The organism is Paraburkholderia haematera (assembly GCF_905220975.1).
Lineage (GTDB): Bacteria > Pseudomonadota > Gammaproteobacteria > Burkholderiales > Burkholderiaceae > Paraburkholderia > Paraburkholderia haematera.
Genome location: NZ_CAJNBK010000006.1, coordinates 228,772 through 254,105, shown reverse-complemented (window position 1 = coordinate 254,105; position 25,334 = coordinate 228,772). Strand labels below are relative to the sequence as shown.

The following is a 25,334-nucleotide window of genomic DNA, read 5'->3' as shown; positions in this document are numbered from 1 at the left end:
AAGCGCATCAAAGCATGGAAAGACGGGCTTCGGCCCGTCTTTTTTTGTTTAGACTATCAGTACCGTTCGGCCATTCGCTAGCGGCGCCAAGCCGCCGGGCAAGCGCCGCAATCGCCCGCTTCGCAACCATCGTGCATGGGACCGGAGTAAGCGCTAAAGCGCCAACTCCGGTCGACCGCTGATGCATGGGACCGGAGTAAGCGCTAAAGCGCTAACTCCGGTCGACCGCTGATGCATGGGACCGGAGTAAGCGCTAAAGCGCTAACTCCGGTCGACATAGGAGACGTCATGCCGCACACTCACTACACCACCCTCATCTCCGCGACAAACCTCGCGGAACGGCTGGCCGCAGCGCCCGGCAGCGTGTTCGTCCTCGATTGCCGTTTCGATCTGGCCGACACCGAGGCGGGCGAGAAAGCCTACTTGGCCGGGCATTTGCCAGGCGCGCATTATCTGCATCTCGATCGCGATCTGTCAGGGCCGAAGAACGGCCAAAATGGCCGCCATCCGCTGCCGGACCGCGCGCGGCTCGTGGAAACGCTGGAGTCTCGCGGGCTCAAGCAGGGTCAACAGGTAATTGCCTATGACGCGCAGGGTGGCATGTATGCCGCGCGCGCATGGTGGCTGCTGCGCTGGCTCGGCCACGACGCGGTTGCACTGCTCGACGGTGGATTGCAAGCCTGGCAAGCCGCCGGCCACCCGTTGACACAAGACGCACCGGCGCAAAACACAGGCGATTTCAAAGCAGGCGCGCCCCTTTCTGTCACCGTCGACGCGCAGACCGTCGAGCGCAATCTCGGCACGAAAGAACGCGTCGTGGTCGATGCCCGGGCGAGCGATCGCTATCGCGGCGAGAACGAAACGCTAGATCGCGTCGGCGGCCATATTCCGGGCGCACTCAACCGGTTCTTCAAGGACAACCTCACGGCCGACGGACGCTACAAACCGGCACACACGCTGCGTGAGGAATTCCACGCGCTGCTGGGCGACACGTCGCCGGAACACGTCGTCCTGCAATGCGGCTCGGGCGTGACGGCATGCATGAACGCGCTCGCGATGGAGGTCGCCGGCATGCATGGCGCGGCGCTCTACGCGGGATCGTGGAGCGAATGGAGTTCCGATCCGAAGCGGCCGGTTGCAACGGGTCCGAATCCTTAAGCGACCCCATGCTGCTTGAACCACACTAGCGCCCGCCGCCAGCCGTCCTCGGCGTCGGCCTTTCTGTAACTCGGCCGGTAGTCGGCGAAAAACGCGTGGCCCGCATCGTCATACACGACGAATTGCGAGCCGCGGCCCACCTGCGGACCTTGCGGGATGGCCTGCTTCATCTGGGCAAGCGTCTCTTGCGGAATGCCCTGATCCTGCCGCCCGTATAGCCCCAACACCGGCGCGTGCAGATCGCCGACACGATCGAGTGGGTTCGCCGGCGTGGTTGCGCTGTGCTCTCCGCCCACGCGCCCGTACCACACTACCGCGGCCTTGAGCCTCGGATTGTGCTCCGCATACAGCCACGCAATCCGCCCACCCCAGCAAAAACCGTTCACGCCGAGCCGGTTCAGATCGCCGCCGTGTTCGCCCGCCCATGCGACGGTGGCGTCGAGGTCGTCCAGCGCCTGCTCGTCCGGCACCTTGCTGAGAATCTGATCGCTGATCTGCTGGATGGTCGGCAGCACCATCGGATCGCCCTCGCGGACGAACAGATCCGGCGCGATCGCCAGATAACCGAGCTTGGCAAAGCGCCGGCATACATCGGCAATATGCTCGTGCACACCAAACGCCTCATGGATCACGATGATCACCGGCAGATGCGTCTTGCCCTTCGGCTGTGCGCGATAGGCCGGCACGAGCGTATCGCCCGAACGCACGCCAATCTCGCCGGCCTCAAGACCGTCACTATCGGTATGGATGGTTTGCGCCGACACCGGCAGCACGGCCACGGCGAATCCGGTGCCAAGCGCGGCTTTGATGAACGTACGGCGATTGAAGGGAACGTGCGGGACCAGGCTGTCGATGTCAGGTTTCAGCATGCGGCGCTCATCAAGTGCAGATTGGAGGCAACAGGATACCCCTGACCCGCATCCTGTTGCACATGCAACCTTCTTAAGCGCGGTCAGCCTTCAGTGCAGCTTGACCCGCGGCAGCGTAGTGCGCCGCAACCAGTGCGCGAAGGTGTCGAGCACCATCCGCGCGTAGCCGTGCAGCGCCGCGATATGCAGCCTGTACAACGACATGTACATAAAGCGCGCGAACAGTCCTTCGATCAGCATATTGCCGCCGATCACGCCGCCCATCAGATTGCCGACCGCACTGAAGTGCCCGAGCGACACCAGCGAGCCGAAGTCGCGATAGGTAAATTCGGGCAGCGGCTTGTTCTCGAGCCGGGCCGCCAGCGCCTTCATCAGGAAGCTCGCCTGCTGGTGAGCCGCTTGCGCGCGCGGCGGCACGTTGCGCTCGTTGCCCGGCCATGGGCAAGCCGCGCAATCGCCCAGCGCGAAGATGTTGTCGTCGACTTCGGTTTGCAGCGTGCGGCGCACGATGAGTTGCCCCAGACGGTTGACCGGCAGGCCGTCGAGCTCACTCAGGATCGCGGGCGCCTTGATGCCCGCCGCCCACACCGTCAGGTCGGCACGCACGGTTTTACCGCTGGCCGTGCGGATCATGCCGGGCGCGACTTCGGCCACGGTTTCACCGATCATCAGCTTCACACCGAGCTTGGTGAGCAATTCGGCCGTGGCCGTCGACACACGCTCCTGCAAGGCCGGCAAAATGCGCGGCCCCGCCTCGATCAGCACGATGCCGACGTCGTGCCGCGGATCGAGCTTATGCAAGCCGTACGCGGACAACACCTGGGCCGTATTGCGCAACTCGGCTGAGAGTTCGACGCCCGTCGCACCGCCGCCGACGATCGCCACCTGGATGCGTGGCTCGGAGGAAGGCGAGGTGCCCGGATTCGATTCGACGGGTTCATGCACCTGATGTTCTGCGCGGATACAGGCCGCGATCAGGCGTTTGCGGAAGCGCTCCGCCTGGCTGACCGTATCGAGCGCGAGAGAAAACTCGGGCGCGCCCTTCACGCCGAAGAACGCCGTGGTGCTGCCGATCGCGATGATCAGCGTGTCGTATTCGAGTTGGCGTTCGGGCAACAGTTCTGCGCCGTCGTCGTCGAGCACGGTGCCGAGCGTGAGACGCTTGTTCGCACGATCCAGACCGGTTAGATCGCCTTGCTGAAACTCAAAGCCGTGCCAGCGCGCTTGCGCCGCATACTCGAGCTCCTGGGTGAACGGGTCCATGCTGCCGGCTGCTACTTCATGCAGCAGCGGCTTCCAGATATGGGTTGGATTACGGTCGACGAGCGTCACTTGCGCGCGTATACCGCTTTTGTTTTTGTTGCGTGCATAGCGGTCGCCTAAGCGTGTCGCCAGCTCCAGTCCCCCCGCGCCCCCGCCAACGACGATAAATCGATGCATTGAACTCTCCGTATTTGCCGATGGGTAGTGCGTCGCGACGGCGCGCCTTGAACATCAAAGGCGCGCCGTCTGTTCTGGCGATTGTCCGCGACCGACACGGGTTGTCACAAGCTATCAATACGCATATGTGACATGCGCACGACGTTATCGACTATCAAGCGCTCCGTCATATTCACGTCAATGCGCTTCTTCCCAGTTCAAGCCGGCGCCCACTTCGGCGACCAGCGGCACTTTGAGCGCAGCGACACCGCACATCAGTTCCGGCAAGCGCTTGCGTACATCGGACAATTCCGCGTCCGGCACTTCGAGAATCAGTTCGTCGTGCACCTGCATGATCATGCGTGTACCGACCTTCGACTCTTCGATCCACTTCTGCACCGCGATCATCGACAGCTTGATCAGGTCGGCGGCCGTGCCCTGCATCGGCGCGTTGATTGCCGCGCGCTCCGCTGCCTGACGGCGCGGACCGTTACCGCCGTTGATCTCCGGCAGCCACAGGCGGCGGCCGAACGCCGTTTCCACGTAGCCCTTGGCCTTCGCGCTCAGACGCGTTTCGTCCATATAACGCGCGACGCCCGGATAGCGCGCGAAGTAGCGGTCGATATACAGTTTGGCGGCATCGCGAGTGATGCCAAGGTTGGCGGCAAGACCGAACGCGCTCATGCCGTAGATCAGGCCGAAGTTGATGACTTTCGCCACACGCCGTTGATCGTTCGACACTTCAAGCGGCGTGACGCTGAAAATTTCCGACGCAGTGGCGCGGTGAATGTCTTCGCCTTGCGAGAACGCACGCAGCAGCGATTCGTCGCCGGAAATGTGCGCCATGATGCGCAATTCGATCTGCGAGTAGTCGGCGGAGACAAGTTTGTGGCCCGGCGGGGCGATAAACGCCTCGCGGATGCGACGGCCTTCGCCGGTACGCACCGGGATGTTCTGCAGGTTCGGATCGTTCGACGCGAGCCGGCCCGTGACCGCCACGGCCTGCGCATAGTTCGTATGGACACGGCCGGTGGTGGCGTTGACCATGCGCGGCAGCTTGTCCGTGTAGGTCGATTTCAGCTTCGACAAGCCCCGATGTTCGAGCAGGATCTTCGGCAGCGGGTAATCTTCGGCGAGCTTTTGCAGCACTTCTTCGTCGGTAGACGGTGCGCCGCTCGGGGTCTTCTTGACCACCGGCAATTCGAGCTTCTCGAAGAAGATCTGACCGATCTGCTTCGGCGAACCCAGATTGAATTCGCCACCGGCCAGCACGTACGCTTCGCTTTCCAGTTGAATCAGACGCGTGGCGATTTCGCTGCTTTGCGCGCGCAGCTTTTCCGCGTCGATCAGTACACCGGTGCGCTCCATCTTGCGCAAGACGCGTGAGGTGGGCACTTCGATGTCGCGATACACGTAGTCGAGTGTCTTCTCAGCGGCCACTTGCGGATACAAGGCCTGATGCAGGCGCAAGGTGATGTCGGCGTCTTCCGCCGCGTATTCGGCGGCCTTATCCAGCGCGACTTCGTCGAAGCCGATTTGCGACGCACCTTTACCCGCGACCTCTTCGTACTTGATTGTCTTGATGCCGAGATGGCGCAGCGCGAGGCTGTCCATGTCGTGCGTGCGGTGCGATTCGAGCACGTACGATTCCAGCAGCGTGTCGTGTTCGACGCCGCGCATTTCGATGCCGTAGTTCGCCAGCACCTGTTCGTCGTACTTCATGTGCTGGCCGACTTTCTTGTGCGCGGCGCTTTCCAGCCACGGCTTCAACTTCGCGAGGACTTCGTCGCGCGGCAGTTGCACGGGTGCATCCGGACCGCGATGCGCGACCGGCACATAAGCGGCATAGCCGGGTTCGACCGAGAACGACAACCCCACGATCTGCGCGACCATCGGATCGAGCGAAGTGGTTTCGGTATCGAACGCAGTCAACTCGGCGGCGTTGATTTTCTCAAGCCAGGCGTCGAACTGTTCCCAGGTCTGCACGGTGTCGTAGTGACGTTCGTGATCCACGGTGAGCGCCGGCGGCACATCGGCCTCCGGACCTTCCACCGCTTCCGCGCTTTCCGCTTCGCGCAGCCAGGTCTTGAAACCGTTGCGCGCGAACACGTCGCGCAGTTCCTCGCGAGATTCGGGCCGGCTTTGCAGGCTTTCTTCGATCGACACGACATGGCCGGTCAGATCGCATTGGCGCTCGACGGTGACGAGTTTCTTCGCCATCGGCAGAAAATCGAGCGCGCGTCGCAGATTGTCTCCTACCGCACCTTTGATTTCGTCAGCATGTGCGACGATGCCATCGAGTGTCTCGTACTGCGTCAGCCATTTGATTGCCGTTTTCGGCCCGCATTTGTCGACGCCTGGCACGTTATCGACGGTGTCTCCAATCAGCGACAGGTAGTCGATGATGCGCTCCGGCGGCACGCCGAATTTGGCGATCACGCCTTCGCGGTCGAGCTTCTCGTTCGTCATCGTATTGATGAGGGTGACATGATCCGACACGAGCTGCGCCAGATCCTTGTCCCCAGTCGACACGATCACGTTCATGCCGCGTTTTTCCGCCTCGGTGCTGAGCGTGCCGATCACGTCGTCAGCTTCCACGCCCTCGATCATCAGGAGCGGCCAGCCGAGCGCACGCACGGCGACGTGAATCGGCTCGATCTGACGCGAGAGGTCGTCCGGCATCGACGGGCGGTTCGCCTTATAGTCGGCATACCAGTCGTCGCGGAACGTTTTGCCCTTGGCGTCGAACACGCACGCGCTATACTCTGCTGTGACTTCCTTGCGCATGCGCCGCAGCATATTGATCATTCCATAGAGCGCACCCGTCGGACCACCCTCGGGTCCGCGCAGATCAGGCATCGCATGATAGGCCCGGTACAGATAACTCGAACCGTCGACCAATAGCAGGGTCTTACCTTCTAGGCTTCGTTCTTCAGGCATTATGACTAAGAGAAAAGTGATTCCGAGTCTGCGATCACTCGCAGATCAAGAGCGCGCAACGGCTAAGAAGGCCCGCGCATCGTGGCAGATGTTCACGATTATGGCAGAGTTTATCGAGGCGACCGAGTACCTCTCGGAGATTCGTCCGGCTGTCAGCATCTATGGTTCAGCGCGCCTGAAACCGAACTCGCCGTATTACAAACTTGCTACGCAAATCGCGCGCAAGTTGTCGGACGCGGGCTTCGCTGTCATCTCGGGCGGCGGCCCCGGCATCATGGAGGCGGCCAACAAGGGCGCCCATGCGGGCAAGGCCCCATCGGTCGGCCTGAACATCGAACTGCCGCACGAGCAATCGGGCAATCAGTGGCAGGACATCTCGCTGCGTTTCCGCCATTTCTTCACGCGCAAGGTCACGTTCGTGAAGAACTCGGACGCGGTGATCGTCATGCCGGGTGGCTTCGGCACGCTAGACGAGCTCGCTGAAGTCCTCACGCTGATTCAAACCAAGAAGTCGCGCCACGTGCCGATCATTCTGGTGGGCGGCGAGTTCTGGGAAGGCCTGCTTGCATGGTTCAAGAACTCGCTCACGCCGATGGGCCTGATCAATCCGACGGATATGGACTTGATGCAGGTGATCGACGATCCGGACCAGGTACTCGAAGCGGTGTTGAAGTTCTACGAAGACCGCGAAGAAGCCGAACCGCATCCGGTCAAATCGGATGAAGACCGGATGTTCTATCTGTAATGCTGAACCTTCGCGCCCCGTGCGCGAATTAAGTATGCGTTGTTGAATGTGCATTGAACAACGCGCGCGAGTTCTAGCGGGCGGCCTCCAGGTCGCTCGCTTCCGCTAAGTCGGTCTGATCACCCTGCGCTTGCAACCATTCGCAGAACTGCGCCACTAGCGGCGCCTGCGCAACCTCCCGCCTCGCCACCCACCAATAGCCGCGTGCATCGATACGCGGGCCGGCCAACGGCACGACAAGTCTTCCCGATGCCAGCTCATCCGCGAGCAAAGGCAACGGGCCGAGCGCCACACCGAGGCCATCCACCGCAGCTTGCAAGGCCAGATAGAAGTGATCGAATGACTGCTTCTTCCGGCAATTCGCCGTTACGCCAGCGGCGGATAACCAGTTGCCCCAGGCATCGGGACGCGTGTCGGAATGCAGCAGCACATGCTTCGCGAGATCGTCGGCCATGTTGATGGGCGAGCGTTGCAGGAGCGCGGGACTGCACACTGGAATCTCGCTCTCACCCAGGAAATGGCCGCTCACGCAGTTCGGCCAATGCGCGGGACCACGCCGCACCGCGACGTCAAAGCTGTCCAGCGTTTCGACCGGCGCGTTTGAAGTCGACAAGCGCAGCTCTGCATTCGGCACCTTGCGCTGGAAATGATGAAGCCGCGGCAGCAGCCATTTCATCGCGAAGGTCGGCAGAGCATTCACTCTTAAAACGTGCACGACGCCCGTATCGCGCAATTGGTCCGTGGCCAGCGCGATGCTGTCGAATGCGGCCTGCACCGTCGCCAGATAGCGGCGGCCGTCGTCGGTCAGACGCACGCGCTTGCCGCGGCGATGGAACACCTGCACGCCGAGCCACATTTCAAACGCCGCGACTTGCCGGCTGATTGCACCGTGCGTCACATGCAATTCGTTCGCCGCGGCGGTGAAGCTTTCATGCCGCGCCGCAGCTTCGAAGGCGCGCAGCGCAGGAAAAGGAGGAAGTTGACGAGCCATGCTTGTGATTCTAGATCACAAAGGCGCGCTCAAAAATCGTTTTGCTCACCGTCGGTTCGGCGCTAACCTTCTGGGCTTGAACGGGAAGCTTAGCGATATGGATCACGATCTCACCTCGGCCGGGGCCGCTCTCGCGCCCACGCCCACATTGCGGGAAATTTTTGGCGGCTTTCTCGGGCTCGGGCTGATCTCGTTCGGCGGCGCACTGCCGCTGGCGCGCCGCGCCGTGGTCGAACAGCGGCGCTGGCTGACCGGCGCGGAATTCACCGATCTGCTCAGCCTTTGCCAATTCTTGCCGGGCGGCAATGTAATCAATCTTTCTGTGGCGATCGGGATGCGCTTTCGCGGCGTGCCGGGCGCGCTGGCCGGCTTGCTCGGATTGATCGCGGGGCCGTCGATGGTCGTGATCGGACTTGGCGTGCTGTATGAGCACACGCAAAACGACCCGCACGTCCGCCATCTGTTTGCCGGTCTCGCTGCGGCGGCGTCCGGCCTGCTGATCTCGATGGCCGTGAAAATCCTGCTGCCGTTACGGGACAAACCCATGGCCGCGCTCATCGCGGCGCTCGGTTTCATCGCGATCGCGGTCATGCGCCTACCGCTTCTGCCTACGATGCTGGTACTCACGCCGCTCAGCATTTACATCGCGTCGAGGGCCGCACGATGAACGACACACTCGTTTCCCTTGCGATCATTTTCAGTCAGCTTTCGCTGCTGGCGTTCGGTGGCGGCAACACGATTCTTCCGGAGATGCAGCGTCAGGTGGTGGATGTGCATCACTGGATGCCGGCCAGTGAATTCAGCGCACTGTTCGCGCTCGCACAAGCGGCGCCTGGGCCAAATCTGATGATCGTGACGCTGGTCGGCTGGCACGTGGCGGGTTGGGCCGGGATGCTGGTGACTTCGGTGGCGAAGTTCGGACCGTCTTCGCTCGTGACGATTCTTGCGCTGCATGCGTGGGATCGATTCAAGGACCGTCCGTGGCGGCGTTACGCGCAAATGGGCCTGGTGCCGGTGACGGCCGGCATTGTTGCGGCGAGCGCGGCCCTGATCGCCGAAGCGTCGAACCCGACGGCGATTGCATGGGCGATCACCGCTTTTACCGCTGTGCTGGCGTTGAAAACGCGCATTCATCCGCTGTGGCTGCTGGCGGCGGGGAGCTTGATTGGGCTGACGGGGTTTGGGCAGTTCTGAAATTTTCCGCCAAGCACGGCGTCGTTACTTTGGCGAGAAGAGCTCTCTTTGAGCCTAGCGGGGTCGGAAAGCGCTGCCCGACGCTGACTGACGGGCAGATGATGGGCGGCTCATTGCACTTTCTTCGGCAGGCAAGTTATGCAAGACTTCGACACATTGTCTTCGAAGTATGTGCTAATCAACTGCCTCTTTTTCTATCCACCTTTAACTCAATAAACTCATCGCCACAGCTTGGAAAATACTCCACAAACGCCCACCTCTTTTTTGAGTACAGAAAAATTCTGTGGATTGTGTAGCCCCCCCATCCCATCATCGACATACCATACCGAAAAATACTTTTTCCTATCAAGATTAGAATTCTCAACTTTTATATTTATCTTTCTCTCCGAATCGACGGCTATTTCCCCGCTACGGGTGAAATTAGCTCCATGAATCCTATAAAAAATCGATTTTCCCTCCACTTTTAACGCCACCTCTACGCCATCACCAGGCGAAAATCCTACCCGCCTGCTCGACGCCAAAGTATCACAACAAAATAACATTTATAAAATATTAAATAATATATTTCTCAACATTTTCCCGCCGCCACCGATACACGTCGCTCTTATTTTTCAATGATCTGCATCAATATCCATTTCAAAAACGAAACCTGCTCCATTCCAAACATATACTGCACCCGATTGGTGTCCTGTCGACGGATCATATGCATCGTGCTCAGTCAGAACTGGCACGCCACCTACGTCATGACCAACTTCTACTCCCGTGCCGAACGAAATTAATTGGAAGTGAAGGTTTCCTCGCAAACCAGCAAAGACACCAGTGTAAGAGTTTCGCGCGATCTTTATCGGATCAACGAGACAAATATTCAGAGGGCCGCCACGAAAAGATTCAGAATATGCGCGAAATTTCAAGCCATGATAAAATTTATCGGTTGAGCACTTATCACTTCCACAAACGAAAAGCCGCATATCCGTATCGGAAAACAGCTTGGACGCAAGACGGTGCTTGAGTGAGAATGATCCGCAGGCCTGAGCAGGTACGCAGACAGTCAATGCTAAAACTATTAGAAGCCGTCTCATGGGCTCTGCCTCTCCAAAGAGACCTGTATGGTATGCACTATCGGGTAAAATTTTTTCTTAGGCCTATGCGTATGCGGATCCAACATGGGCGTGCCGTCAGGATTAAGGATGGGCTCCTGCTCTGAATTTCGGCGCCAAACAAACGACAGTCTCTCGGTAGCATCTGACTTGATCAAGTCAAGGAGAATGTATTTTATATAAATAAAAGACTGCAGCCTGCACTCCAAACCATTTATTTTTTCATTAACCACATTCCCATTTGTCGATTTCGATGAGTCAACAACGTTAGCAACATCGATACCCAAATCCGATGTTTTCAGAGAGTTCTTCCCAACGGCTGTCATGACTGGACATACCCAGTAGAGTCCGGCACTATCGGCACAATTCGCACGATTAAATGAGATATTATCTTGTGCTATTAGAACATTGGGATTCCAACGAAGCGCATGGAAATCAGATGCCGCGGACGCATTATCAATCGGAAATTTTCTATAAACACCATATTTTTCGTAATTTGGAAGATTTGTAAGCTGAATCAAACCTCGCCCAAAATACGGACTGTAGCTCCTCTGCTCCCCGCCAATCTCCCGGACGAGCCGAAGAAATCCCGACTCCTCCATTAATTGGGCCAAAAAGTGAGTGACCCTCTGCATGGTCGAAGCCACAAGATACTTTCTCATCGACAGATTAAGGTCGATATGCCATGCCTTTCCTTGCTGAAACGCCGCAGGCCATTGATTCGTCACAGGAACGAATTGACGGCCTTGCAGTTTCAGGATCTTGCGAGGGATGCACTGTGCGATCTCATTTTTGGAGAGCCATCCACACCTCCTGAAATGTCGGATAAACGCAGTCGGATGAAAAAACCAAAGCTTCCCGCCGGCAGGCAATCCCGTGTGATCCCAGAACTGAAAAGACGTCAGTAGGCGGAGAAATTTCGTGTAACCGGCGTCATTGCCATCGTAGAACTCGCCGGAGTCTTTCAATTTCCGGAAGCGATCTTCGTTTTGCGTGCTGTCCCATTCGCTCGGCGCTTCACATACAAAGCCACGCAACTGTTCGCGCACGCCCTCAGTCGTCTTCACGTAGCGAACGAGCGCATCTTCCTTCTGGTATTCCTCAGTTTGCGCTGCTTCCTGCGGTGTCTCGTGATCCTTCGCATCTTGCAATATTTTCTTCAAGGCATCGATGTCGCACAGCCCGTCCGCATTGAATGGCCCGCCGCCTTCTCTGATCTTTTTCCAACCCTTGAAGAACGGGAAATCAGCGTCTGACAATTTCAAAATGCCCTGATTGTTAATGTCGACATACCCTTCCTGCCCCGCTGCAAAGGCAACTCGCATCCAAGTAGTACGTGCCGCTTCCGGCAACGTTACGGGTGCACTAAGCACACGCCCGAAGCGCAGCATCTCGTAGCCGTCACTCGGACAGCCCGGGTATAAGGCGCTCGCCCGGCTATACAGGTTATATTCGTAGTCAGGCTCACGAATCGGTTCTGCGGTCAGCAGTTCGAACCGCGCCGCCCCCGCGTCGCGCCACACCTTGGTGAATTTCGAGCCTTTGTGAAACCATGTCTCGACATACAGCGTGCCGGCATTGCGCCCAGCACGCAATTCGTCGAATCGGATACCGTTGAGTTTGTGGTGTGCGTCCGCACCCACCGGCAATCGCAGGAACTGCTGTTGGGGTGGAATGACGTAATAGCTGTTGCCCCAATAGTCCCCGGTAGCAGGGGTGGCAACCTGTTCCTCGCCTAATTGGCTATGCCCAAAATACGCGTCGAAATCCGGTTTCGTCATGAAGATTTCGAAGTGCAAGTGCTGCTGGCCGTGGCATCGTCCCGTCAATCCGAGGATATCCTTCCGATAGACTCTACGGTCGCCGCCGGCCTGAGCTGGAGCGACGACAGGCGGCTGCATATTGGGTCCGGGCGAGGGCGCCCGCAAGAATGACGGTAAAACGTCTGAGTGAACTCCGTGGTCGTTATAACCATCGAGTTCCAGCAAGTGCATGTAGAGCGAATAGAACGTCAGCTTACGACCTTCGCCTGTCTCGGTGGTATGTTTGAGTAGTACGAAACCCGCATTGCTGTCCCGTACTCCGCCGCCGCCGTCGAAGGCATGTTGGCACACCCGATACGCCACGACCTCGCCGTCAGCGATCGCGCGAATTTTTTCGTTCTGCATTCTCGGTGTTAGATGCATGCCGGGATGCCAGCGACGATCGAACGCAACCGGATAGATACCGTGCGCCATTTCATAACGATCAATCGCATCCATCACGGGGTCGGTCGAGTTGGCGTCGTGCGTTTCGGGCAAGAAGGGAGGGCTGATTATCATAGTCTCAGCGCTCCAAGTGACTCGATTCGGAAGCCCTCAAACGGCTAGCCGGATGGGCTGCCAACAGGACGTCTGAGCTAACATCCATGCCGCAACCGCCCTTATTCCCAACTGATAACGGAAAGTTTGCGGAACAGGTTGCAAAGCTGACTCGAACACCCTCGTCGGGCCATTGCGGCAGCTTACAGCTCACTGTCGCGGAACGGAAAACGACCTCAGCTACGAAGACGCGGGAGTATTCCCGCCGGCCGTACTTCAGATCTGCAATTGTCCTAACCTTGGTCTGCATCGGGGCATCTCCGGTCTCTTGTAGTCGGATCGGGTGATGCCGATTCGCTCGACATCATCCGATCCGACTCTTTTAATGTGACCTTCGACGCTACCTATTGTCCCGGCTCGCGCATATAAGAGAAGTCCGAATTTTCTCCCGAGCAGCCACAACCCTCCAGATGGCCGGTCCACTCGCAGCGGGATTTTGCCAAACCGCCGCTTACTGAAACGCCACCTCCGCGAAACTCCGCAACTTACGGCTATGCAAACGATGCAGCCCATTCATCCGCAACAGCTCCATCGCTTTCACACCGATTTGCAGATGCTGATCCACCTGCGCGCGATAGAACTGATCCGCCATGCCGGGCAGTTTCAATTCGCCATGCAAAGGCTTGTCCGACACACATAACAACGTGCCGTAAGGCACGCGGAAGCGGAACCCATTGGCGGCGATCGTCGCGCTTTCCATGTCGAGCGCAACCGCTCGACTTTGCGACAGCCGCTGCACCGGTTCGCGGTGATCGCGCAGTTCCCAGTTACGGTTATCCACACTCGCCACCGTGCCCGTGCGCATCACGCGCTTCAACTCGACGCCATCCAGTTGTGTGACCTGCGCAACCGCGCGTTCCAACGCCACCTGCACTTCGGCAAGTGCGGGAATCGGCACCCACAGCGGCAAATCGTCGTCGAGCACATGATCTTCGCGCACATAGCCGTGCGCCAGCACGTAGTCGCCCAATCGCTGCGTATTGCGCAGACCCGCGCAGTGGCCGAGCATGATCCACGCATGCGGACGCAGCACGGCGATGTGGTCCGTGATCGTCTTCGCGTTCGACGGCCCGACGCCGATGTTGACCATCGTGATGCCGCTGCCGTCTGCACGCTTCAGGTGATACGCAGGCATCTGCGGCAGACGCGGCGGCGCCGTGCCTTCCTGCGCCTGCTCGCCGAGATTTTCGTTGTACGTGATCACGTCGCCCGGTTCGACGAACGACGTGTATTCGCTGCGATAGGCACGCAGTTCTTCGTCGTCGGTATGGGCCATCATCGTGCGGCCGAGTTTGACGAACTCGTCGATATAGAACTGGTAGTTCGTGTACAGCACGTAGTTCTGGCAATGCGTGGGCGAGGTCGCCGTGTAGTGCTTCAGCCGATGCAGCGAGAAATCCACCCGCGCCGCCGTGAACAGCGCAAGCGGATGCGGCTCGCCCGGCGGCGGCTCATACGTGCCGTTGACGATGCGATCGTCGAGCAGCGCCAGGTCCGGCGTGTCGAACACGTCGCGCATCAGGAACAGGCGTTCGCGATCCAGATCGCCTTCGAGGTGGATGCCTTCGGCAAAGGCAAAGTGAATCGGAATCGGCTGTTCAGACACGCCGACTTCGATTTTCACATGATGGTTCTTCGTCAGCAGACGCAATTGCTCACGATAGTAGTTGCCGAACAGATCGGGCCGCGTGACGGTTGTCTCGAACACGCCCGGGCCCGCAACGAAACCGTACGAGCGGCGCGAATCGATGTGCGTGTTGACTTCGGTGCGCACGCTGACGAACGGGTAGCAGGCGCGCACCCGGCGCTCGAACAATTCGTTGCGGCGGTAGCGCGCGAAGGCGTCGCGCAGGAACGAGGTGTTCGCTTCGTAGATCGCCGACAAACGCGTGACGGCCTCGGTCGCGTCGTCAAAGGATTCGGTTGGGAAGCTGTTGGCGGGAGTCTGCACCGCGCGTTGATTGATATCGTTGTTCATCTTCATTCGCCCCTATTGATGAGATGACATTACCACGGAACCCGTGATCACCAAATGACCTCGGCGCGCCTATCACAACTGCCCCGACAGCGCCCGCAAGATTGCGCGCACGTCGCGCGAAAGCGGCGCAAAATAAGGCGATCGCGCCCGTAGGCAAGGCTGGATTTGCTAGAATCGGGGCACCATATTGGAGAATCACCATGAAGCCGCTCCTTCCCGTCGCCGTTGCACTGGCCCTCGCCTTTGGCAACGCCGCGATGGCTGCCCAGCCTGTCGATGACACTCCGCCCGCCGGCGCGCCCCAGTCCGCCAATGAACGGGCTGGCCTGCCAGACCTGGCGAAGATCAATCGTCCGGCCGCCGAGGTCAGCTCGAAGGTCGAAATCAATGTCCCGCGTACGCCAAGCTTCTACGAACGCAGCGCCAACGGCACCGAAATCACCGAATACCGCGACAAAGGCAAGCCCGTTGAAATCAACGTGCACTCGAATCTCGGCACGCGCTATCAGATGAGCGCGCCGCTCGACACGTCGCCCACGGTGCGCGACAACGGCCGCGCGAGCACGCGTTTGCCGTCCGTGAATCTGACTTATTGATGCATGCCGGGGTGGCGGCGCGGCGTAAGCCGCTCCCCTGGATCTGTGCGGCCCGCGGGCGTCGCCCCGGGTTTTCAGCCTGCTTGCCGATTTTCAGTACCCCACATCTCGCACTGGTCGCATCGCGCCAGCCCGACTAACCTGATCCGACGTTTCCCGCATGGCTGTCTTCACCGCTGTCACCGAACCCCAACTAGCAGAATGGATGCGTCACTACGATCTCGGCGAAGTCGTCGAGTTTCGCGGCATCCCGTCCGGTATTGAGAACAGCAACTTCTTTCTGACGACGACGCGCGGCGAATACGTCCTCACGATTTTCGAAAAGCTGACGGCCGGGCAATTGCCGTTCTATCTCGATCTGATGCAGCATCTGGCCGCGCACCGCGTGCCGGTGCCGGACCCCATGCCACGCGAAGACGGCGCGCTGTTCGGCACGCTGCACGGCAAGCCCGCGGCCATCGTGACCAAGCTCGAAGGCGTGCCGGAGTTGGCGCCGCAAGTCGAGCACTGCGTCGAGGTTGGCCAAATGCTCGCGCGCATGCATCTGGCGGGACGCGCTTACACACGCTATCAGCCGAATCTGCGCAGCCTGCCGTGGTGGAAAGAAACCGTGCCGACCATCCTGCCGTTCATCGCGGGCGCGCAACGCGACTTGCTGTCGTCCGAACTGGCGCATCAGGAGACGTTCTTCGCGTCGGCGGATTACGCCGCGCTGCCCGAAGGCCCCTGCCACGCCGACCTGTTCCGCGACAACGTGCTGTTCGCGCGTGCCGCGCCGGAAACCGGCCACGAGGTACGCCTGGGCGGCTTCTTCGACTTCTATTTCGCCGGCTGCGACAAGTGGCTGTTCGACGTCGCGGTAACGGTTAACGACTGGTGCGTCGACCTCGCAAGCGGCAAACTGGACGAAGCGCGCACCGAAGCCATGCTGCGCGCCTACCAGACCGTGCGCCCGTTCACCGTCGAAGAAAACCGCCATTGGGGCGACATGCTGCGTGCAGGCGCCTACCGCTTCTGGGTCTCGCGCCTGTATGATTTTCATTTGCCGCGCGCGGCCGAGCTACTCAAACCGCACGACCCCGGCCATTTCGAGCGCATCCTGCGCGAACGCCTGACCGGCGTTGCACTTCCAGGCATTCATACCTCATGCAACTGATCGAAGTCCCCGCGAAGACCGGCTATGTCTGGTTCCGGCAGGGTATCTGGCTGTTCCGCAAGAACCCGCTCGCGTTTCTAACGCTTTTTTTCACCTATCTGCTGGTCATGACGCTGGCGGCGCAGATTCCGATCATTGGCGGCGTGCTGCCGCTGGCTTTCATTCCGGGCGTCGCGGTGGGCTTTATGGCGGCGTGCCGCAATACCATCGCGGGCAAGCCCGTGTTCCCGACCATTCTGGTGGACGGTTTTCACTCCTACGGCCCGGCGGTCGCCAAACGTCTGTTGCTGCTGGGCGTGCTGTACGTCGTCGCAATGGCGTTGGTGCTGGCCGGCTCGGCACTCGCCGACGGCGGCATGCTGCTGAAGGTCATGCTCGGTATTACCACAGTGGATCAGGACGCGATCGCCAACAGCAATATCCCGCTGGCGGTGATCGCCGCGTTCGCGTTCTATATTCCGGTCGCGATGATTTTCTGGTTCTCGCCGATTCTTACCGCGTGGCACGACGTGCCGCCCATCAAGGCGATGTTCTTCAGCGTCGTCAGTTGCTGGCGTAATCGCGGCGCGTTCATCGTGTTCGGCGCACTGTGGTTCGCGGTGGCGACAACGGTCTCGTTCGGACTGACCGCACTGATGCAGGCGCTGGGCGCGGCCGATTTCGCGTTCGCGATTCTGATGCCCGCCACGATGATCGTCACGACCATGCTGTATTGCTCGTTCTACGCGACCTATCGCGGCTGTTTCGGCGTGCAAACGCCCGAAGCACCGGACCTGCCGACCACCCCGGCGGCCTGAACGCTGTCCAGGCGCGGGCGCTTTTCTGGCGCCCGGCCGTAGTTCTGCCGTAGTTCCGTCTCAGGGCGCGCCACGCCGCCCGCTGCTTCGTCAAATCCCAGCCGTACTCGTCAACCTGCCCCGATTTGCGGCACAATAGTTTGCGCGCAATCGATTTGCACGCTCTTTTTATGCGAGATGCACCATGACCCAGCGCCCCGCCTTGCCCTTCACGCTCGACGAGCAACTCTGCTTTGCGCTCTATTCGACCTCGCTTGCAATGACGAAAGCGTACAAGCCGTTGCTCGACAAGCTCGGCCTCACGTATCCGCAATATCTGGCGATGCTGGTGCTCTGGGAAGCCGACGACGTCACGGTCAAGGACCTCGCCGCGCGGTTGAATCTCGACTCGGCAACGGTCACGCCGCTGCTCAAACGTCTCGAAGCGCAGGGATACCTGGAACGGGTACGCGGTATCGAAGATGAGCGGCTCGTCTACATTCGGCTCACCAAAGCGGGCACCGCCCTGAAGCGCCAGGCGCGCGAAGTGCCGGCAGAGATCTTCTGCGCGACCCAGCAGACGCCGGAATTCCTGCTCCGTCTGCGCGACGATCTGACGCGCCTGCGCGCCACCCTCAACGACTACATGGGCCACTAGCCGGCCCGCTTGAAAACGCACGCTATCGATCTGATACAAAAATTCATTTGCACACAAATGATTTGTGCACTATCTTTATCACATGCCGCTTCGATACGGCTCCGCCAGAAGGGCGGACAAGCAGCGGCAAGCATGCAATCCCTGATAACCGAGACAATGGAGCATCACCATGAACATCCTCTACAAAGCAAGCGCAACCAGCACCGGTGGCCGTGACGGCCGTTCAGTATCGTCGGACAACGCGCTGGACGTGAAGCTGGCAGCACCGCGTGAACTGGGCGGCAACGGCGCAGCGGGCACAAACCCGGAACAACTCTTTGCAGCCGGCTACTCGGCATGTTTCCTGAGCGCGATGAAATTCGTCGCCGGCCAGCACAAGCAAACTTTGCCGGCTGACACGCAAGTGACGGCAGAAGTGGGTATCGGCCCGAACGACAACGGCGGCTTCGCGCTCGACATCGATCTGCGCGTCTCATTGCCGGGCCTCGCTGCCGACGCAGCCAAGGAACTGGTCGACGCAGCGCATCAGGTCTGCCCGTACTCGAACGCTACGCGCAACAACGTCGCGGTGCGTCTGCAAATCGCGTAAGCCGCCGCCTGAACGGCTGGTGGATGAATAGTTGACGCCGCACGGCAAAATCGCGGCACCTGAAACAGCGCCCATGCCCTGCAAAACGGGGATGGGCGCTGCACCGTTTTACGGGCTCGGCACGCAATGTGGGATTCCGATGAGACGCGTTCAGCGCCTCGACGACGCCTTCGATAGCGGTCTGGTCTGGGTTCGCCACGAACTGTACAGCATGGACAACGCCCCGCTATACCATGCGCTCAAGCAATTCGAGCGCATCTGATGCGAGCGCCGTGGCTGCCGGGTGCGGAAAGGGGATCGAGAGGAATGCGGCGGGATATTGGGCAAGGATTGTCCTGCACCAATCGTCGATCACGACGAGGCGCGGCAGCGTACGCTTGCCCTTTTCGGCAAGTAAGTACCCGCTCACGTTGTTGTGATCGGAGTGTCTGGGAATACTGTAAGAAGCGCCGTTTGCCGTCGCTACTCGTGTTTTGGCGCTGATCGCCTGGGCACGCCCCCAAGCACCGGCGTTCTTCAATACGCGCCGATGCTTCAAACAACTCGCGCAGCTTAGTGCTGGGTCATCCACGACGGATGGCGGGTGGTCGCCTCACGATCCAGCTTGCGCATACGGAATTCCAGATCGTACAGATCGGTTGCTTCTGCGAGGAAAGCGTCAGCGCGTTCTTTCGCGAGTTGATCGGGCGATTTGGTCAGGAACAGAAACAGGCGGCTAAGCAGATACATGGTCAACCTCGACAATGAGTTTAGGCGTTAACGCCTAGGGGATAACCCGCATTATAGGGAAAACCCTAGGATTACGCTATCACTCATTTCGAGGTGTTGTTCCAAGTTCACCGTTCGTCCGCCGAGGCTTCTGTGACGGTGCTTTCAGCGATACGACCGGTGCCCGTGCGGCGCTGGTGCCGGAAGAATTCCCACACCATAGAGCTTGCGTCGGGACCTTTGGCGGAGTGGAACGGTACAGCGTCGTCACCGCCGCTCCAGGCGTGCGCGAGACCTTGCACGCGGCACAGGCGCACCACGCGCCGTCCGCCGCGCACATAGTCACGCATCACCACGCCTCCCTTGCGCTCTTCCTTGACCTCACCCGATTTGCGCACGCCTTTCTCGTCGACGATCCGGTTCAGGCGGAGAAACTGCTCCGCCAACTGGTCCGCATTGACCGGCGCGACCACATGGTCGGCGTCGCCATGGAGAATGATGGCCGGCATGCCGGGGTAATCCGCCACATTAACGAGTTCGTCGACTAACTCGGCGGGCTCGCGTCGTGTGCCGCGCCTCATGACGTCCATGGCGGTAATGCCGGAGCGCGCCTCCCCGAAAGCGGGGCCGGAATGCAGCGCGACCGCAGCGAAATGCTCCGGATAGTTGGCGGCCAGAAGCGCGGTCAGCCCGGCGCCGGCGGAGATTCCGGCGACATACACACGCTCGCTGTCAAAGCCGTGCTCGGCAAGCAGCGAATCCACCAGCGAGACGACCGCACGCGCCTCAGCGCCGCCCGCGTTATCGCCGGCGTCGTACCAATGCCAGCAGCGATGCGAATGCACATGCTTCGACTGTTCCGGATAAACCACGGCGAAGCCGAACCGGTCCGCGAGCACATTCATCCGCGTGCCTTCCGCGAATTCCTCAATCGACTGGGTGCAGCCGTGCAGCATCACCACCAGCGGCATCGCCTCGTGTGCATGGCCGGTCGGGATATACAAACCGTACTGAAGGTGGTTGACGAGCCGCCCCGGCGAGACAGGCGCCGAATGGAACGAGCGCGTCCATGAACCGCTCGCCCAGGCCGAAGCGCGCGGACGAACCCGCGACTCCCGTGGCGCGGCGCGCGGCGCCTCGCGTTTCGCGGATCCGCGCAGCGCGGCCACCGGCTTGACAGGACGGACCTTGGCCGAAGGCTTACTGGTCGCAGCGCGTGCCGGCCGCGTGGGAGCACGCTTGGTGGTTGCGTGGGCGTGCTCGGTTTGAATGGCGAGCAACCGCTTGAGACCGCGCAGCCAGATTTTCGATAGACTTTTTGCCATCGGCGGGTAACCTCGCAAAAAGGGACAGGTGACGCTCGATAGAACGACGCTTTGTTGTGCAATGCACAATAACACCATTCCTCATGCGATGCTGGAAGCCTGAGCCCCTGTCGAGCACCGATTTTTCCGCCCGGCGAACCTTGCAGCAGCAACAACGTCAAATCATTGCAAAGCTTGTTCGCCAGCCAACGTCCCGTCACAAAAAGCCTGACGCGTGGCAAGCCTGGTCCGAAGCACCCGTCTATACTGGCGGGTAAATAATTTCGGAACACGTCTTTGCGGCGTCGGCGATTCACGCCGTTCGCGCGTTAAACCACTACCAACCCGATTCTACGCGGCCTTGGTCGCGCTTTTTGCCATGCCCGATTTACCTGCCCATCTGTGGTACTCGATCACCAGCCTCGGCGGCGCCGGTATGACGCTGCCGCTCGCGTTCGCCATCGCACTCTGGCTGGCGGTCGGCTACACGTGGCGCATGGCTGCCGGCTGGTTGCTGCTGCTCGGTGCTGCCATCGGCATTGTGACCGTGACCAAGCTGGCCTTTCTCGGCTGGGGCGTCGGCGTACGCGAATTGGATTTCACCGGTGTCAGCGGTCACGCCATGCTCTCTACCGCCGTCTATCCGGTCGCGCTGTTCCTGATGCTGCTGCCGGCGCGTCCGGCAATTCGTCTGCTGGGCGTCATACTGGGCCTCGCCGCGGGCATCGCGGTCGGCTTGTCGCGCGTCGTGCTGAGCGCGCACTCACCGTCCGAAGCCGTCACCGGCTGCCTGGTCGGCGCGCTGGCGGCGCTGGTCTTTGTGCGCATGGCGTGGAATCTCGAGCCGGGCCGGCTGTCGGCGTTGCCCGTCACCGCGAGTCTGATGGTCCTCGCGGTGCTGATGCACGGCGTGCACGTGCCGACGCAACGCTGGGTCACGCATATCGCGCTGAAGGTGTCCGGCCACGAGCGGCCGTTCATCCGAGCCAAGTGGAGGGCCGTGCGTGACGTACATCCCGCCACGGCGCCGCTGTCGCAAACGCTCAACACGCTGACGCCGCCGCACTCGCCGGACGTCTGAAGCACACTCAACCGATTGCCCTTCCGGCAACTGAAGTCCACACCCGCCGATCCACGCGCCACCTCATGCGCGCAGTTGAATAATCGTCATGGGTACCGTTATAACCTTTCATATATTACGATAGCGTTTTAACCCACCGTTCCGGTCCACGCCGGACACTCAAGTCTTCATGACCCTGTCCCTCCGCCTTGCGAAACATGCGCTGTTCATCGCCAGCGCCCTCTCCGTTGCCGTCAGCGCCAACGCACGTGCCGACGAACTGGTGGTCTCCGCTGCCGCCAGCCTGACCAACGCGTTCAAAGCAGTGAGCGAGGTCTTCGAACAGCAGCATCCCGGCACCAAGGTCCTGCTGAACTTCGGCGCGTCCGACGTGCTGATGCAGCAAATCGCCAAGGGTGCGCCCGCCGACGTATTCGCCTCCGCGGATCAGAAAGCGATGGACAAGGCCGCCGCGGAAAAAGTGATCGTTCCCGCCACGCGCAAGGACTTCGCCGCCAATTCGCTGGTGCTGATCGTGCCGGCCGACAGCCATTTCGCACCGGCCTCGCTGAACGATCTGGCGTCGGCGAATGTGAAGCGCGTCGCTTATGGTGATCCGGCTTCGGTGCCAATCGGGCGCTACGCGCAAGGCGCGCTACAGGCCGCGGGCGTGTGGGACGCGGTTAGCGCGAAGGCCGTGCTGGCATCGAACGTACGCCAGAGCCTCGACTACGTGTCACGTGGCGAAGTCGACGCCGGCTTCGTGTTCAGCACCGACGCCGCCGTTATGCCGGACAAGGTCAAGGTCGCGATGAACGTGCCGACGCAAACGCCGATCACCTATCCGATCGCGCAGGTCGAAGGCAGCCGTCACGCGGCCGATGCGCAGGCCTTTATGGGCTTCGTGCTCTCTCCGGCCGGCCAGGCCGTGCTCGCGAAGTACGGCTTCAAGCCCGCACACTAATCCAGGACCGGCACGCTCATGCAACAGGCCTGGATTCCGCTCCTTCTGTCGTTGAAAGTCGCGGGCTGGGCCACCGCGCTCAATCTGGTGTTCGGCGTCGCGGCCGGCTTCGGTTTGTCGCGCTGGCGCTCGGGCGCGCGCGACGTGATCGATTCGCTGCTCATGTTGCCGCTCGTGATGCCGCCCACCGTGCTCGGCTACTACCTGCTTGTCCTGCTGGGCCGACGCGGCGTGATCGGCGCGTGGCTCGACCGCTTCGATATCCAGTTAGTGTTCACCTGGCAGGGTGCGGTGATCGCGTCGACGGTGGTGGCGTTTCCGCTCGTGCTGAAGTCGGCGCGCGCCGCCTTCGAAGCGGTCGATCCGCAGCTCGAGCGGGCCGCGCGCACGCTCGGCGTCAGCGAAACGGCCGTCTTCTTTCGCGTGACGCTGCCGCTCGCCGCCCGCGGCATTCTCGCCGGCGGATTGCTGGCATTTGCGCGGGCGCTCGGCGAATTCGGCGCGACGCTGATGATTGCGGGCAACTTGCCAGGACGCACGCAGACGCTTTCAGTCGCGGTTTATTCGGCCGTGCAGGCCGGCGACGACAGCACCGCTAATTTCCTCGTGCTCGTGACTTCGGTGACGTGTGTCGTGATCCTGTTGCTCGCGGGCCGTCTGGTGCCGCAGCACACGCTTTTGTCGTCCCGCTGATATGCCGCTCGCCGTCGACATCCGCAAGACCTTCGAGAGCGCCGAGCGCCGTTTCACGCTCGACGTCTCGTTCAAGGCGATCACGCAGCGCGTCGTGCTGTTCGGGCCATCCGGAGCAGGAAAGAGCTTGACGCTGCAAGCCATCGCGGGTTTGCTGCGCCCCGACGAAGGGGCGATCACGCTGCACGGCAACGCTTTATTCGACAGCGTGCGTGGCGTCGATCAAAAACCGCAGGCGCGCAAGATCGCGTATCTGTTTCAGGACTACGCGCTGTTTCCGCATCTGAACGTGCGGCAGAACATTGGCTTCGGGTTGCAGCAGGGGTGGTTCAATCCGCGCGCGCGGATCTCGCACCCGCAAGTCGATTACTGGCTCGATGCGCTCGAGTTGAAAAGCGTGGCGGGTAATCATCCGGCGCAGCTTTCGGGCGGACAGAAGCAGCGCGTGGCGCTGGCGCGGGCGCTGGTCGCGCAACCCCGGCTGCTGTTGCTCGACGAGCCGTTTTCCGCGCTCGATAGCGCGTTGCGTCAGCGTATGCGGCGCGAGCTGTCAGACCTGCAAACGCGGCTCGATATTCCGATGGTCTTGATCACGCACGATCCCGACGACGTCGCCGCCTTCGGCGATCAGGTCGTGCAGGTTAGCGATGGCTGCGTGCGCGAAAACAGCCGTAACGTATTCAGTCCTTCACCCCAAGAATCACGCTCGACGCCTTGAATGCCGCGACGGCGGTTCCGCCTTCCATAAGGCCGAGCGTATCGACGCTTTCGTTCGTGACGACCGCGGTGATCACCGCGCCGCCGTCCAGCACCAACGACACCTCCGCGTTGACCGCCCCGCGCTTCACGCTCAGCACGGTGCCGCGCAACTGATTGCGCGCGGACAGTTTCAGCGGCGCGCCGCTTTCGTTCTCCACGAGCAGCACCACCCACGACGCCTTGATCAACGCGAACGCCGCCTCTCCCTTCGCGAGCCCCAGCGTCTCGGTGCTTTCATGCGTGACGACCGCGACGATCGTATGGCCGCCCGGCAGCGTCAGCGACACTTCGTCGTTGACTGTTCCGCGCGTGATCGCCGACACGGTTCCATAAAGCTGATTGCGCGCGCTCGTTTTCACGCCGATGCGGCCAATCAGATCCCAGTCCGTCGCGAAGCCCTCGATCGCCGCGCCCGCGCGTTCGAGAAAACGCCGATGCTCGCGTTCGACCGCCCGAAACGTCTCGATCAGCTTCACCGCGCGCGGCGTGAGCGTTGTGCCGCCACCGCCTTTGCCGCCGGTCGAGCGCACGACGAGCGGTTCGCCGGCGAGGTTGTTCATCGTGTCGACGGCATCCCACGCGCCCTTGTAGCTCATGCCTACGGCTTTCGCCGCGCTGGTAATGGAGCCGGTCTCGCCGATCGCCGCGAGCAGCGCGATGCGCGCGGCGCCGCCGAGGGTTTGCGCGCCCGCCTTAAACCAGAGGGAGCCGCCGAGTTCAAGGGTTTCGTGAGACGGATCGATGCGGTCGGATGTCATGGCGGCAAGGGTCGATATGCGAGGAAAGGACAGCGAATCATTATAGCGACGCAGCGCCGCTCAACGGCTGCCCACATCCCGCGCCGCCGACCTTAAACCGCGTACTGAGCGATTCCGTTTCCGAACGACCAGTTCTCCTTCAGCACCTCGACGAGATTGATGAACACATCCTCTCGTCGCAGTCCCGGCGACTCCGCCAGTTCATCCGCCAGGCGCTTGTACAGCGCCTTCTTTTGTTCGAGTGTGCGCGAATTGGTCACCGTGATCTGAATCACCACGAAATCGTCGCTGCGCTCGATGTTCAGATACTGCCTGTCGTAGACAAAATTGCCAGCTTCGTGCTCAGTGATCAGCATGAAGATGTCGTCTTTCGGCACATTGAACGTGTCCACCAGCGAACGCTGAATACTGTCCGTCAGCGCCTTCCGGTATTCCACCGGCTTGCCGGCGCGCAATGCAATTCGAGTGAGCGGCATGATGAAACTCCTTGGTTGCAGTGATTGGGTAAACACAGCTTAGGCGCGCTCAGTCATAATGAACAGCCATCATTGGCTATTTCATC

At 60.6% G+C, this 25,334-nt stretch carries 25 protein-coding genes; 14 read left to right on the top strand and 11 right to left on the bottom strand.

Annotated elements, in window-relative coordinates; all coding sequences use genetic code 11:
• Positions 1-288: 288 nt before the first annotated feature.
• A complete protein-coding gene (locus tag KHO23_RS14250) occupies positions 289-1,158 on the top strand; it encodes a sulfurtransferase (protein WP_211611871.1) in 870 nt (289 codons plus the stop codon).
• Here KHO23_RS14250 and KHO23_RS14245 read toward each other — a convergent pair.
• The 3 genes from KHO23_RS14245 to polA form a co-directional block, all read right to left on the bottom strand.
• Positions 1,155-2,027: a dienelactone hydrolase family protein gene (locus KHO23_RS14245; protein ID WP_211611870.1), complete on the bottom strand. Its 873-nt coding sequence runs from the start codon at positions 2,025-2,027 to the stop codon at positions 1,155-1,157. The genes KHO23_RS14250 and KHO23_RS14245 overlap by 4 nt on opposite strands.
• A 90-nt stretch (positions 2,028-2,117) precedes the next feature.
• Positions 2,118-3,467 carry an NAD(P)/FAD-dependent oxidoreductase gene (locus KHO23_RS14240; protein WP_211611869.1) on the bottom strand — a complete coding sequence of 450 codons (1,350 nt, stop codon included), beginning with the start codon at positions 3,465-3,467 and terminating at the stop codon, positions 2,118-2,120.
• A 177-nt stretch (positions 3,468-3,644) separates the two neighbouring features.
• Positions 3,645-6,386 (bottom strand): DNA polymerase I, encoded by a 2,742-nt coding sequence (gene polA, locus KHO23_RS14235; RefSeq protein ID WP_211611868.1) that lies wholly within the window; start codon positions 6,384-6,386, stop codon positions 3,645-3,647.
• Between the two features lies 1 nt (position 6,387).
• On the opposite strand from polA, the gene KHO23_RS14230 reads away from it, so the two are divergent.
• Positions 6,388-7,131 carry an LOG family protein gene (locus tag KHO23_RS14230; RefSeq protein ID WP_063498463.1) on the top strand — a complete coding sequence of 248 codons (744 nt, stop codon included), beginning with the start codon at positions 6,388-6,390 and terminating at the stop codon, positions 7,129-7,131.
• A 73-nt stretch (positions 7,132-7,204) separates the two neighbouring features.
• Here the strand turns inward: KHO23_RS14230 and KHO23_RS14225 are convergent, their stop codons facing one another.
• A complete protein-coding gene (locus tag KHO23_RS14225) occupies positions 7,205-8,122 on the bottom strand; it encodes a transcriptional regulator GcvA (RefSeq protein WP_211611867.1) in 918 nt (305 codons plus the stop codon).
• A 97-nt stretch (positions 8,123-8,219) separates the two neighbouring features.
• Between KHO23_RS14225 and KHO23_RS14220 the strand changes: the two genes are divergently transcribed.
• A complete protein-coding gene (locus tag KHO23_RS14220; protein ID WP_211611866.1) occupies positions 8,220-8,789 on the top strand; it encodes a chromate transporter in 570 nt (189 codons plus the stop codon).
• Entirely contained in the window at positions 8,786-9,316 is a 531-nt protein-coding gene (locus KHO23_RS14215) for a chromate transporter (RefSeq protein ID WP_211611865.1), read from the top strand. The genes KHO23_RS14220 and KHO23_RS14215 overlap by 4 nt, the downstream gene beginning before the upstream one ends.
• A gap of 611 nt (positions 9,317-9,927) precedes the next feature.
• Here the strand turns inward: KHO23_RS14215 and KHO23_RS14210 are convergent.
• From KHO23_RS14210 to KHO23_RS14200, 3 genes are all read right to left on the bottom strand, one after another.
• On the bottom strand, positions 9,928-10,395 hold the full coding sequence (locus KHO23_RS14210) for a hypothetical protein (protein ID WP_211611864.1): 468 nt from the start codon (positions 10,393-10,395) through the stop codon (positions 9,928-9,930).
• Positions 10,392-12,674, bottom strand: coding sequence for a M23 family metallopeptidase (locus KHO23_RS14205; protein WP_236066840.1), 2,283 nt, complete (start codon positions 12,672-12,674; stop codon positions 10,392-10,394). Before KHO23_RS14205 ends, KHO23_RS14210 begins: the two co-directional genes overlap by 4 nt.
• Positions 12,675-13,224: 550 nt before the next feature.
• On the bottom strand, positions 13,225-14,751 hold the full coding sequence (locus tag KHO23_RS14200) for an AMP nucleosidase (protein ID WP_211611862.1): 1,527 nt from the start codon (positions 14,749-14,751) through the stop codon (positions 13,225-13,227).
• A 200-nt stretch (positions 14,752-14,951) separates the two neighbouring features.
• Here KHO23_RS14200 and KHO23_RS14195 point away from each other — a divergent pair, with 200 nt between their 5' ends.
• The 6 genes from KHO23_RS14195 (at position 14,952) to KHO23_RS14170 (ending at position 18,788) form a co-directional block, all read left to right on the top strand.
• Positions 14,952-15,347: a hypothetical protein gene (locus KHO23_RS14195; protein ID WP_211611861.1), complete on the top strand. Its 396-nt coding sequence runs from the start codon at positions 14,952-14,954 to the stop codon at positions 15,345-15,347.
• Positions 15,348-15,507: 160 nt separating this feature from the next.
• Positions 15,508-16,503: a homoserine kinase gene (locus tag KHO23_RS14190; RefSeq protein WP_211611860.1), complete on the top strand. Its 996-nt coding sequence runs from the start codon at positions 15,508-15,510 to the stop codon at positions 16,501-16,503.
• A complete protein-coding gene (locus KHO23_RS14185) occupies positions 16,494-17,300 on the top strand; it encodes a BPSS1780 family membrane protein (RefSeq protein WP_211611859.1) in 807 nt (268 codons plus the stop codon). The genes KHO23_RS14190 and KHO23_RS14185 overlap by 10 nt, the downstream gene beginning before the upstream one ends.
• Before the next feature lie 184 nt (positions 17,301-17,484).
• Positions 17,485-17,937 carry a MarR family winged helix-turn-helix transcriptional regulator gene (locus KHO23_RS14180; RefSeq protein ID WP_211611858.1) on the top strand — a complete coding sequence of 151 codons (453 nt, stop codon included), beginning with the start codon at positions 17,485-17,487 and terminating at the stop codon, positions 17,935-17,937.
• A gap of 169 nt (positions 17,938-18,106) precedes the next feature.
• Positions 18,107-18,526: an organic hydroperoxide resistance protein gene (locus KHO23_RS14175; protein WP_211611857.1), complete on the top strand. Its 420-nt coding sequence runs from the start codon at positions 18,107-18,109 to the stop codon at positions 18,524-18,526.
• A gap of 73 nt (positions 18,527-18,599) precedes the next feature.
• Entirely contained in the window at positions 18,600-18,788 is a 189-nt protein-coding gene (locus KHO23_RS14170) for a hypothetical protein (protein WP_211611856.1), read from the top strand.
• A 290-nt stretch (positions 18,789-19,078) separates the two neighbouring features.
• On the opposite strand, the gene KHO23_RS14165 is transcribed toward KHO23_RS14170, so the two are convergent.
• Positions 19,079-19,255 (bottom strand): DUF3563 family protein, encoded by a 177-nt coding sequence (locus KHO23_RS14165; protein WP_120293517.1) that lies wholly within the window; start codon positions 19,253-19,255, stop codon positions 19,079-19,081.
• 107 nt (positions 19,256-19,362) lie between these two features.
• Positions 19,363-20,559 (bottom strand): extracellular catalytic domain type 1 short-chain-length polyhydroxyalkanoate depolymerase, encoded by a 1,197-nt coding sequence (locus tag KHO23_RS14160; protein ID WP_211611855.1) that lies wholly within the window; start codon positions 20,557-20,559, stop codon positions 19,363-19,365.
• A 358-nt stretch (positions 20,560-20,917) separates the two neighbouring features.
• Between KHO23_RS14160 and KHO23_RS14155 the strand changes: the two genes are divergently transcribed.
• From KHO23_RS14155 to KHO23_RS14140, 4 genes are all read left to right on the top strand, one after another.
• Positions 20,918-21,619 (top strand): phosphatase PAP2 family protein, encoded by a 702-nt coding sequence (locus tag KHO23_RS14155; protein WP_211611854.1) that lies wholly within the window; start codon positions 20,918-20,920, stop codon positions 21,617-21,619.
• 169 nt (positions 21,620-21,788) lie between these two features.
• Positions 21,789-22,562, top strand: coding sequence for a molybdate ABC transporter substrate-binding protein (gene modA, locus KHO23_RS14150; RefSeq protein WP_211611853.1), 774 nt, complete (start codon positions 21,789-21,791; stop codon positions 22,560-22,562).
• A gap of 18 nt (positions 22,563-22,580) precedes the next feature.
• Positions 22,581-23,255 carry a molybdate ABC transporter permease subunit gene (gene modB, locus KHO23_RS14145; protein ID WP_211611852.1) on the top strand — a complete coding sequence of 225 codons (675 nt, stop codon included), beginning with the start codon at positions 22,581-22,583 and terminating at the stop codon, positions 23,253-23,255.
• A 1-nt stretch (position 23,256) separates the two neighbouring features.
• Positions 23,257-23,973, top strand: a complete 717-nt coding sequence (locus KHO23_RS14140; RefSeq protein WP_211611851.1) for a sulfate/molybdate ABC transporter ATP-binding protein — start codon at positions 23,257-23,259, stop codon at positions 23,971-23,973.
• Here KHO23_RS14140 and KHO23_RS14135 read toward each other — a convergent pair.
• Together KHO23_RS14135 and KHO23_RS14130 are read right to left on the bottom strand one after the other, a co-directional pair.
• On the bottom strand, positions 23,936-24,772 hold the full coding sequence (locus KHO23_RS14135) for a TOBE domain-containing protein (RefSeq protein ID WP_211611850.1): 837 nt from the start codon (positions 24,770-24,772) through the stop codon (positions 23,936-23,938). The genes KHO23_RS14140 and KHO23_RS14135 overlap by 38 nt on opposite strands.
• Before the next feature lie 92 nt (positions 24,773-24,864).
• Positions 24,865-25,248 (bottom strand): tautomerase family protein, encoded by a 384-nt coding sequence (locus KHO23_RS14130; RefSeq protein ID WP_211611849.1) that lies wholly within the window; start codon positions 25,246-25,248, stop codon positions 24,865-24,867.
• Positions 25,249-25,334 lie beyond the last annotated feature (86 nt).

What these genes read in the sequence shown, in the direction of transcription:
- KHO23_RS14250 (WP_211611871.1), top strand. Translation starts at nt 289, where the DNA reads ATGCCGCACACTCACTACACCACCCTCATCTCCGCGACAAACCTCGCG.
- KHO23_RS14245 (WP_211611870.1), bottom strand. Translation starts at nt 2,027, where the DNA reads ATGCTGAAACCTGACATCGACAGCCTGGTCCCGCACGTTCCCTTCAAT.
- KHO23_RS14240 (WP_211611869.1), bottom strand. Translation starts at nt 3,467, where the DNA reads ATGCATCGATTTATCGTCGTTGGCGGGGGCGCGGGGGGACTGGAGCTG.
- polA (WP_211611868.1), bottom strand. Translation starts at nt 6,386, where the DNA reads ATGCCTGAAGAACGAAGCCTAGAAGGTAAGACCCTGCTATTGGTCGAC.
- KHO23_RS14230 (WP_063498463.1), top strand. Translation starts at nt 6,388, where the DNA reads ATGACTAAGAGAAAAGTGATTCCGAGTCTGCGATCACTCGCAGATCAA.
- KHO23_RS14225 (WP_211611867.1), bottom strand. Translation starts at nt 8,122, where the DNA reads ATGGCTCGTCAACTTCCTCCTTTTCCTGCGCTGCGCGCCTTCGAAGCT.
- KHO23_RS14220 (WP_211611866.1), top strand. Translation starts at nt 8,220, where the DNA reads ATGGATCACGATCTCACCTCGGCCGGGGCCGCTCTCGCGCCCACGCCC.
- KHO23_RS14215 (WP_211611865.1), top strand. Translation starts at nt 8,786, where the DNA reads ATGAACGACACACTCGTTTCCCTTGCGATCATTTTCAGTCAGCTTTCG.
- KHO23_RS14210 (WP_211611864.1), bottom strand. Translation starts at nt 10,395, where the DNA reads ATGAGACGGCTTCTAATAGTTTTAGCATTGACTGTCTGCGTACCTGCT.
- KHO23_RS14205 (WP_236066840.1), bottom strand. Translation starts at nt 12,674, where the DNA reads ATGGATGCGATTGATCGTTATGAAATGGCGCACGGTATCTATCCGGTT.
- KHO23_RS14200 (WP_211611862.1), bottom strand. Translation starts at nt 14,751, where the DNA reads ATGAACAACGATATCAATCAACGCGCGGTGCAGACTCCCGCCAACAGC.
- KHO23_RS14195 (WP_211611861.1), top strand. Translation starts at nt 14,952, where the DNA reads ATGAAGCCGCTCCTTCCCGTCGCCGTTGCACTGGCCCTCGCCTTTGGC.
- KHO23_RS14190 (WP_211611860.1), top strand. Translation starts at nt 15,508, where the DNA reads ATGGCTGTCTTCACCGCTGTCACCGAACCCCAACTAGCAGAATGGATG.
- KHO23_RS14185 (WP_211611859.1), top strand. Translation starts at nt 16,494, where the DNA reads ATGCAACTGATCGAAGTCCCCGCGAAGACCGGCTATGTCTGGTTCCGG.
- KHO23_RS14180 (WP_211611858.1), top strand. Translation starts at nt 17,485, where the DNA reads ATGACCCAGCGCCCCGCCTTGCCCTTCACGCTCGACGAGCAACTCTGC.
- KHO23_RS14175 (WP_211611857.1), top strand. Translation starts at nt 18,107, where the DNA reads ATGAACATCCTCTACAAAGCAAGCGCAACCAGCACCGGTGGCCGTGAC.
- KHO23_RS14170 (WP_211611856.1), top strand. Translation starts at nt 18,600, where the DNA reads ATGCCCTGCAAAACGGGGATGGGCGCTGCACCGTTTTACGGGCTCGGC.
- KHO23_RS14165 (WP_120293517.1), bottom strand. Translation starts at nt 19,255, where the DNA reads ATGTATCTGCTTAGCCGCCTGTTTCTGTTCCTGACCAAATCGCCCGAT.
- KHO23_RS14160 (WP_211611855.1), bottom strand. Translation starts at nt 20,559, where the DNA reads ATGGCAAAAAGTCTATCGAAAATCTGGCTGCGCGGTCTCAAGCGGTTG.
- KHO23_RS14155 (WP_211611854.1), top strand. Translation starts at nt 20,918, where the DNA reads ATGCCCGATTTACCTGCCCATCTGTGGTACTCGATCACCAGCCTCGGC.
- modA (WP_211611853.1), top strand. Translation starts at nt 21,789, where the DNA reads ATGACCCTGTCCCTCCGCCTTGCGAAACATGCGCTGTTCATCGCCAGC.
- modB (WP_211611852.1), top strand. Translation starts at nt 22,581, where the DNA reads ATGCAACAGGCCTGGATTCCGCTCCTTCTGTCGTTGAAAGTCGCGGGC.
- KHO23_RS14140 (WP_211611851.1), top strand. Translation starts at nt 23,257, where the DNA reads ATGCCGCTCGCCGTCGACATCCGCAAGACCTTCGAGAGCGCCGAGCGC.
- KHO23_RS14135 (WP_211611850.1), bottom strand. Translation starts at nt 24,772, where the DNA reads ATGACATCCGACCGCATCGATCCGTCTCACGAAACCCTTGAACTCGGC.
- KHO23_RS14130 (WP_211611849.1), bottom strand. Translation starts at nt 25,248, where the DNA reads ATGCCGCTCACTCGAATTGCATTGCGCGCCGGCAAGCCGGTGGAATAC.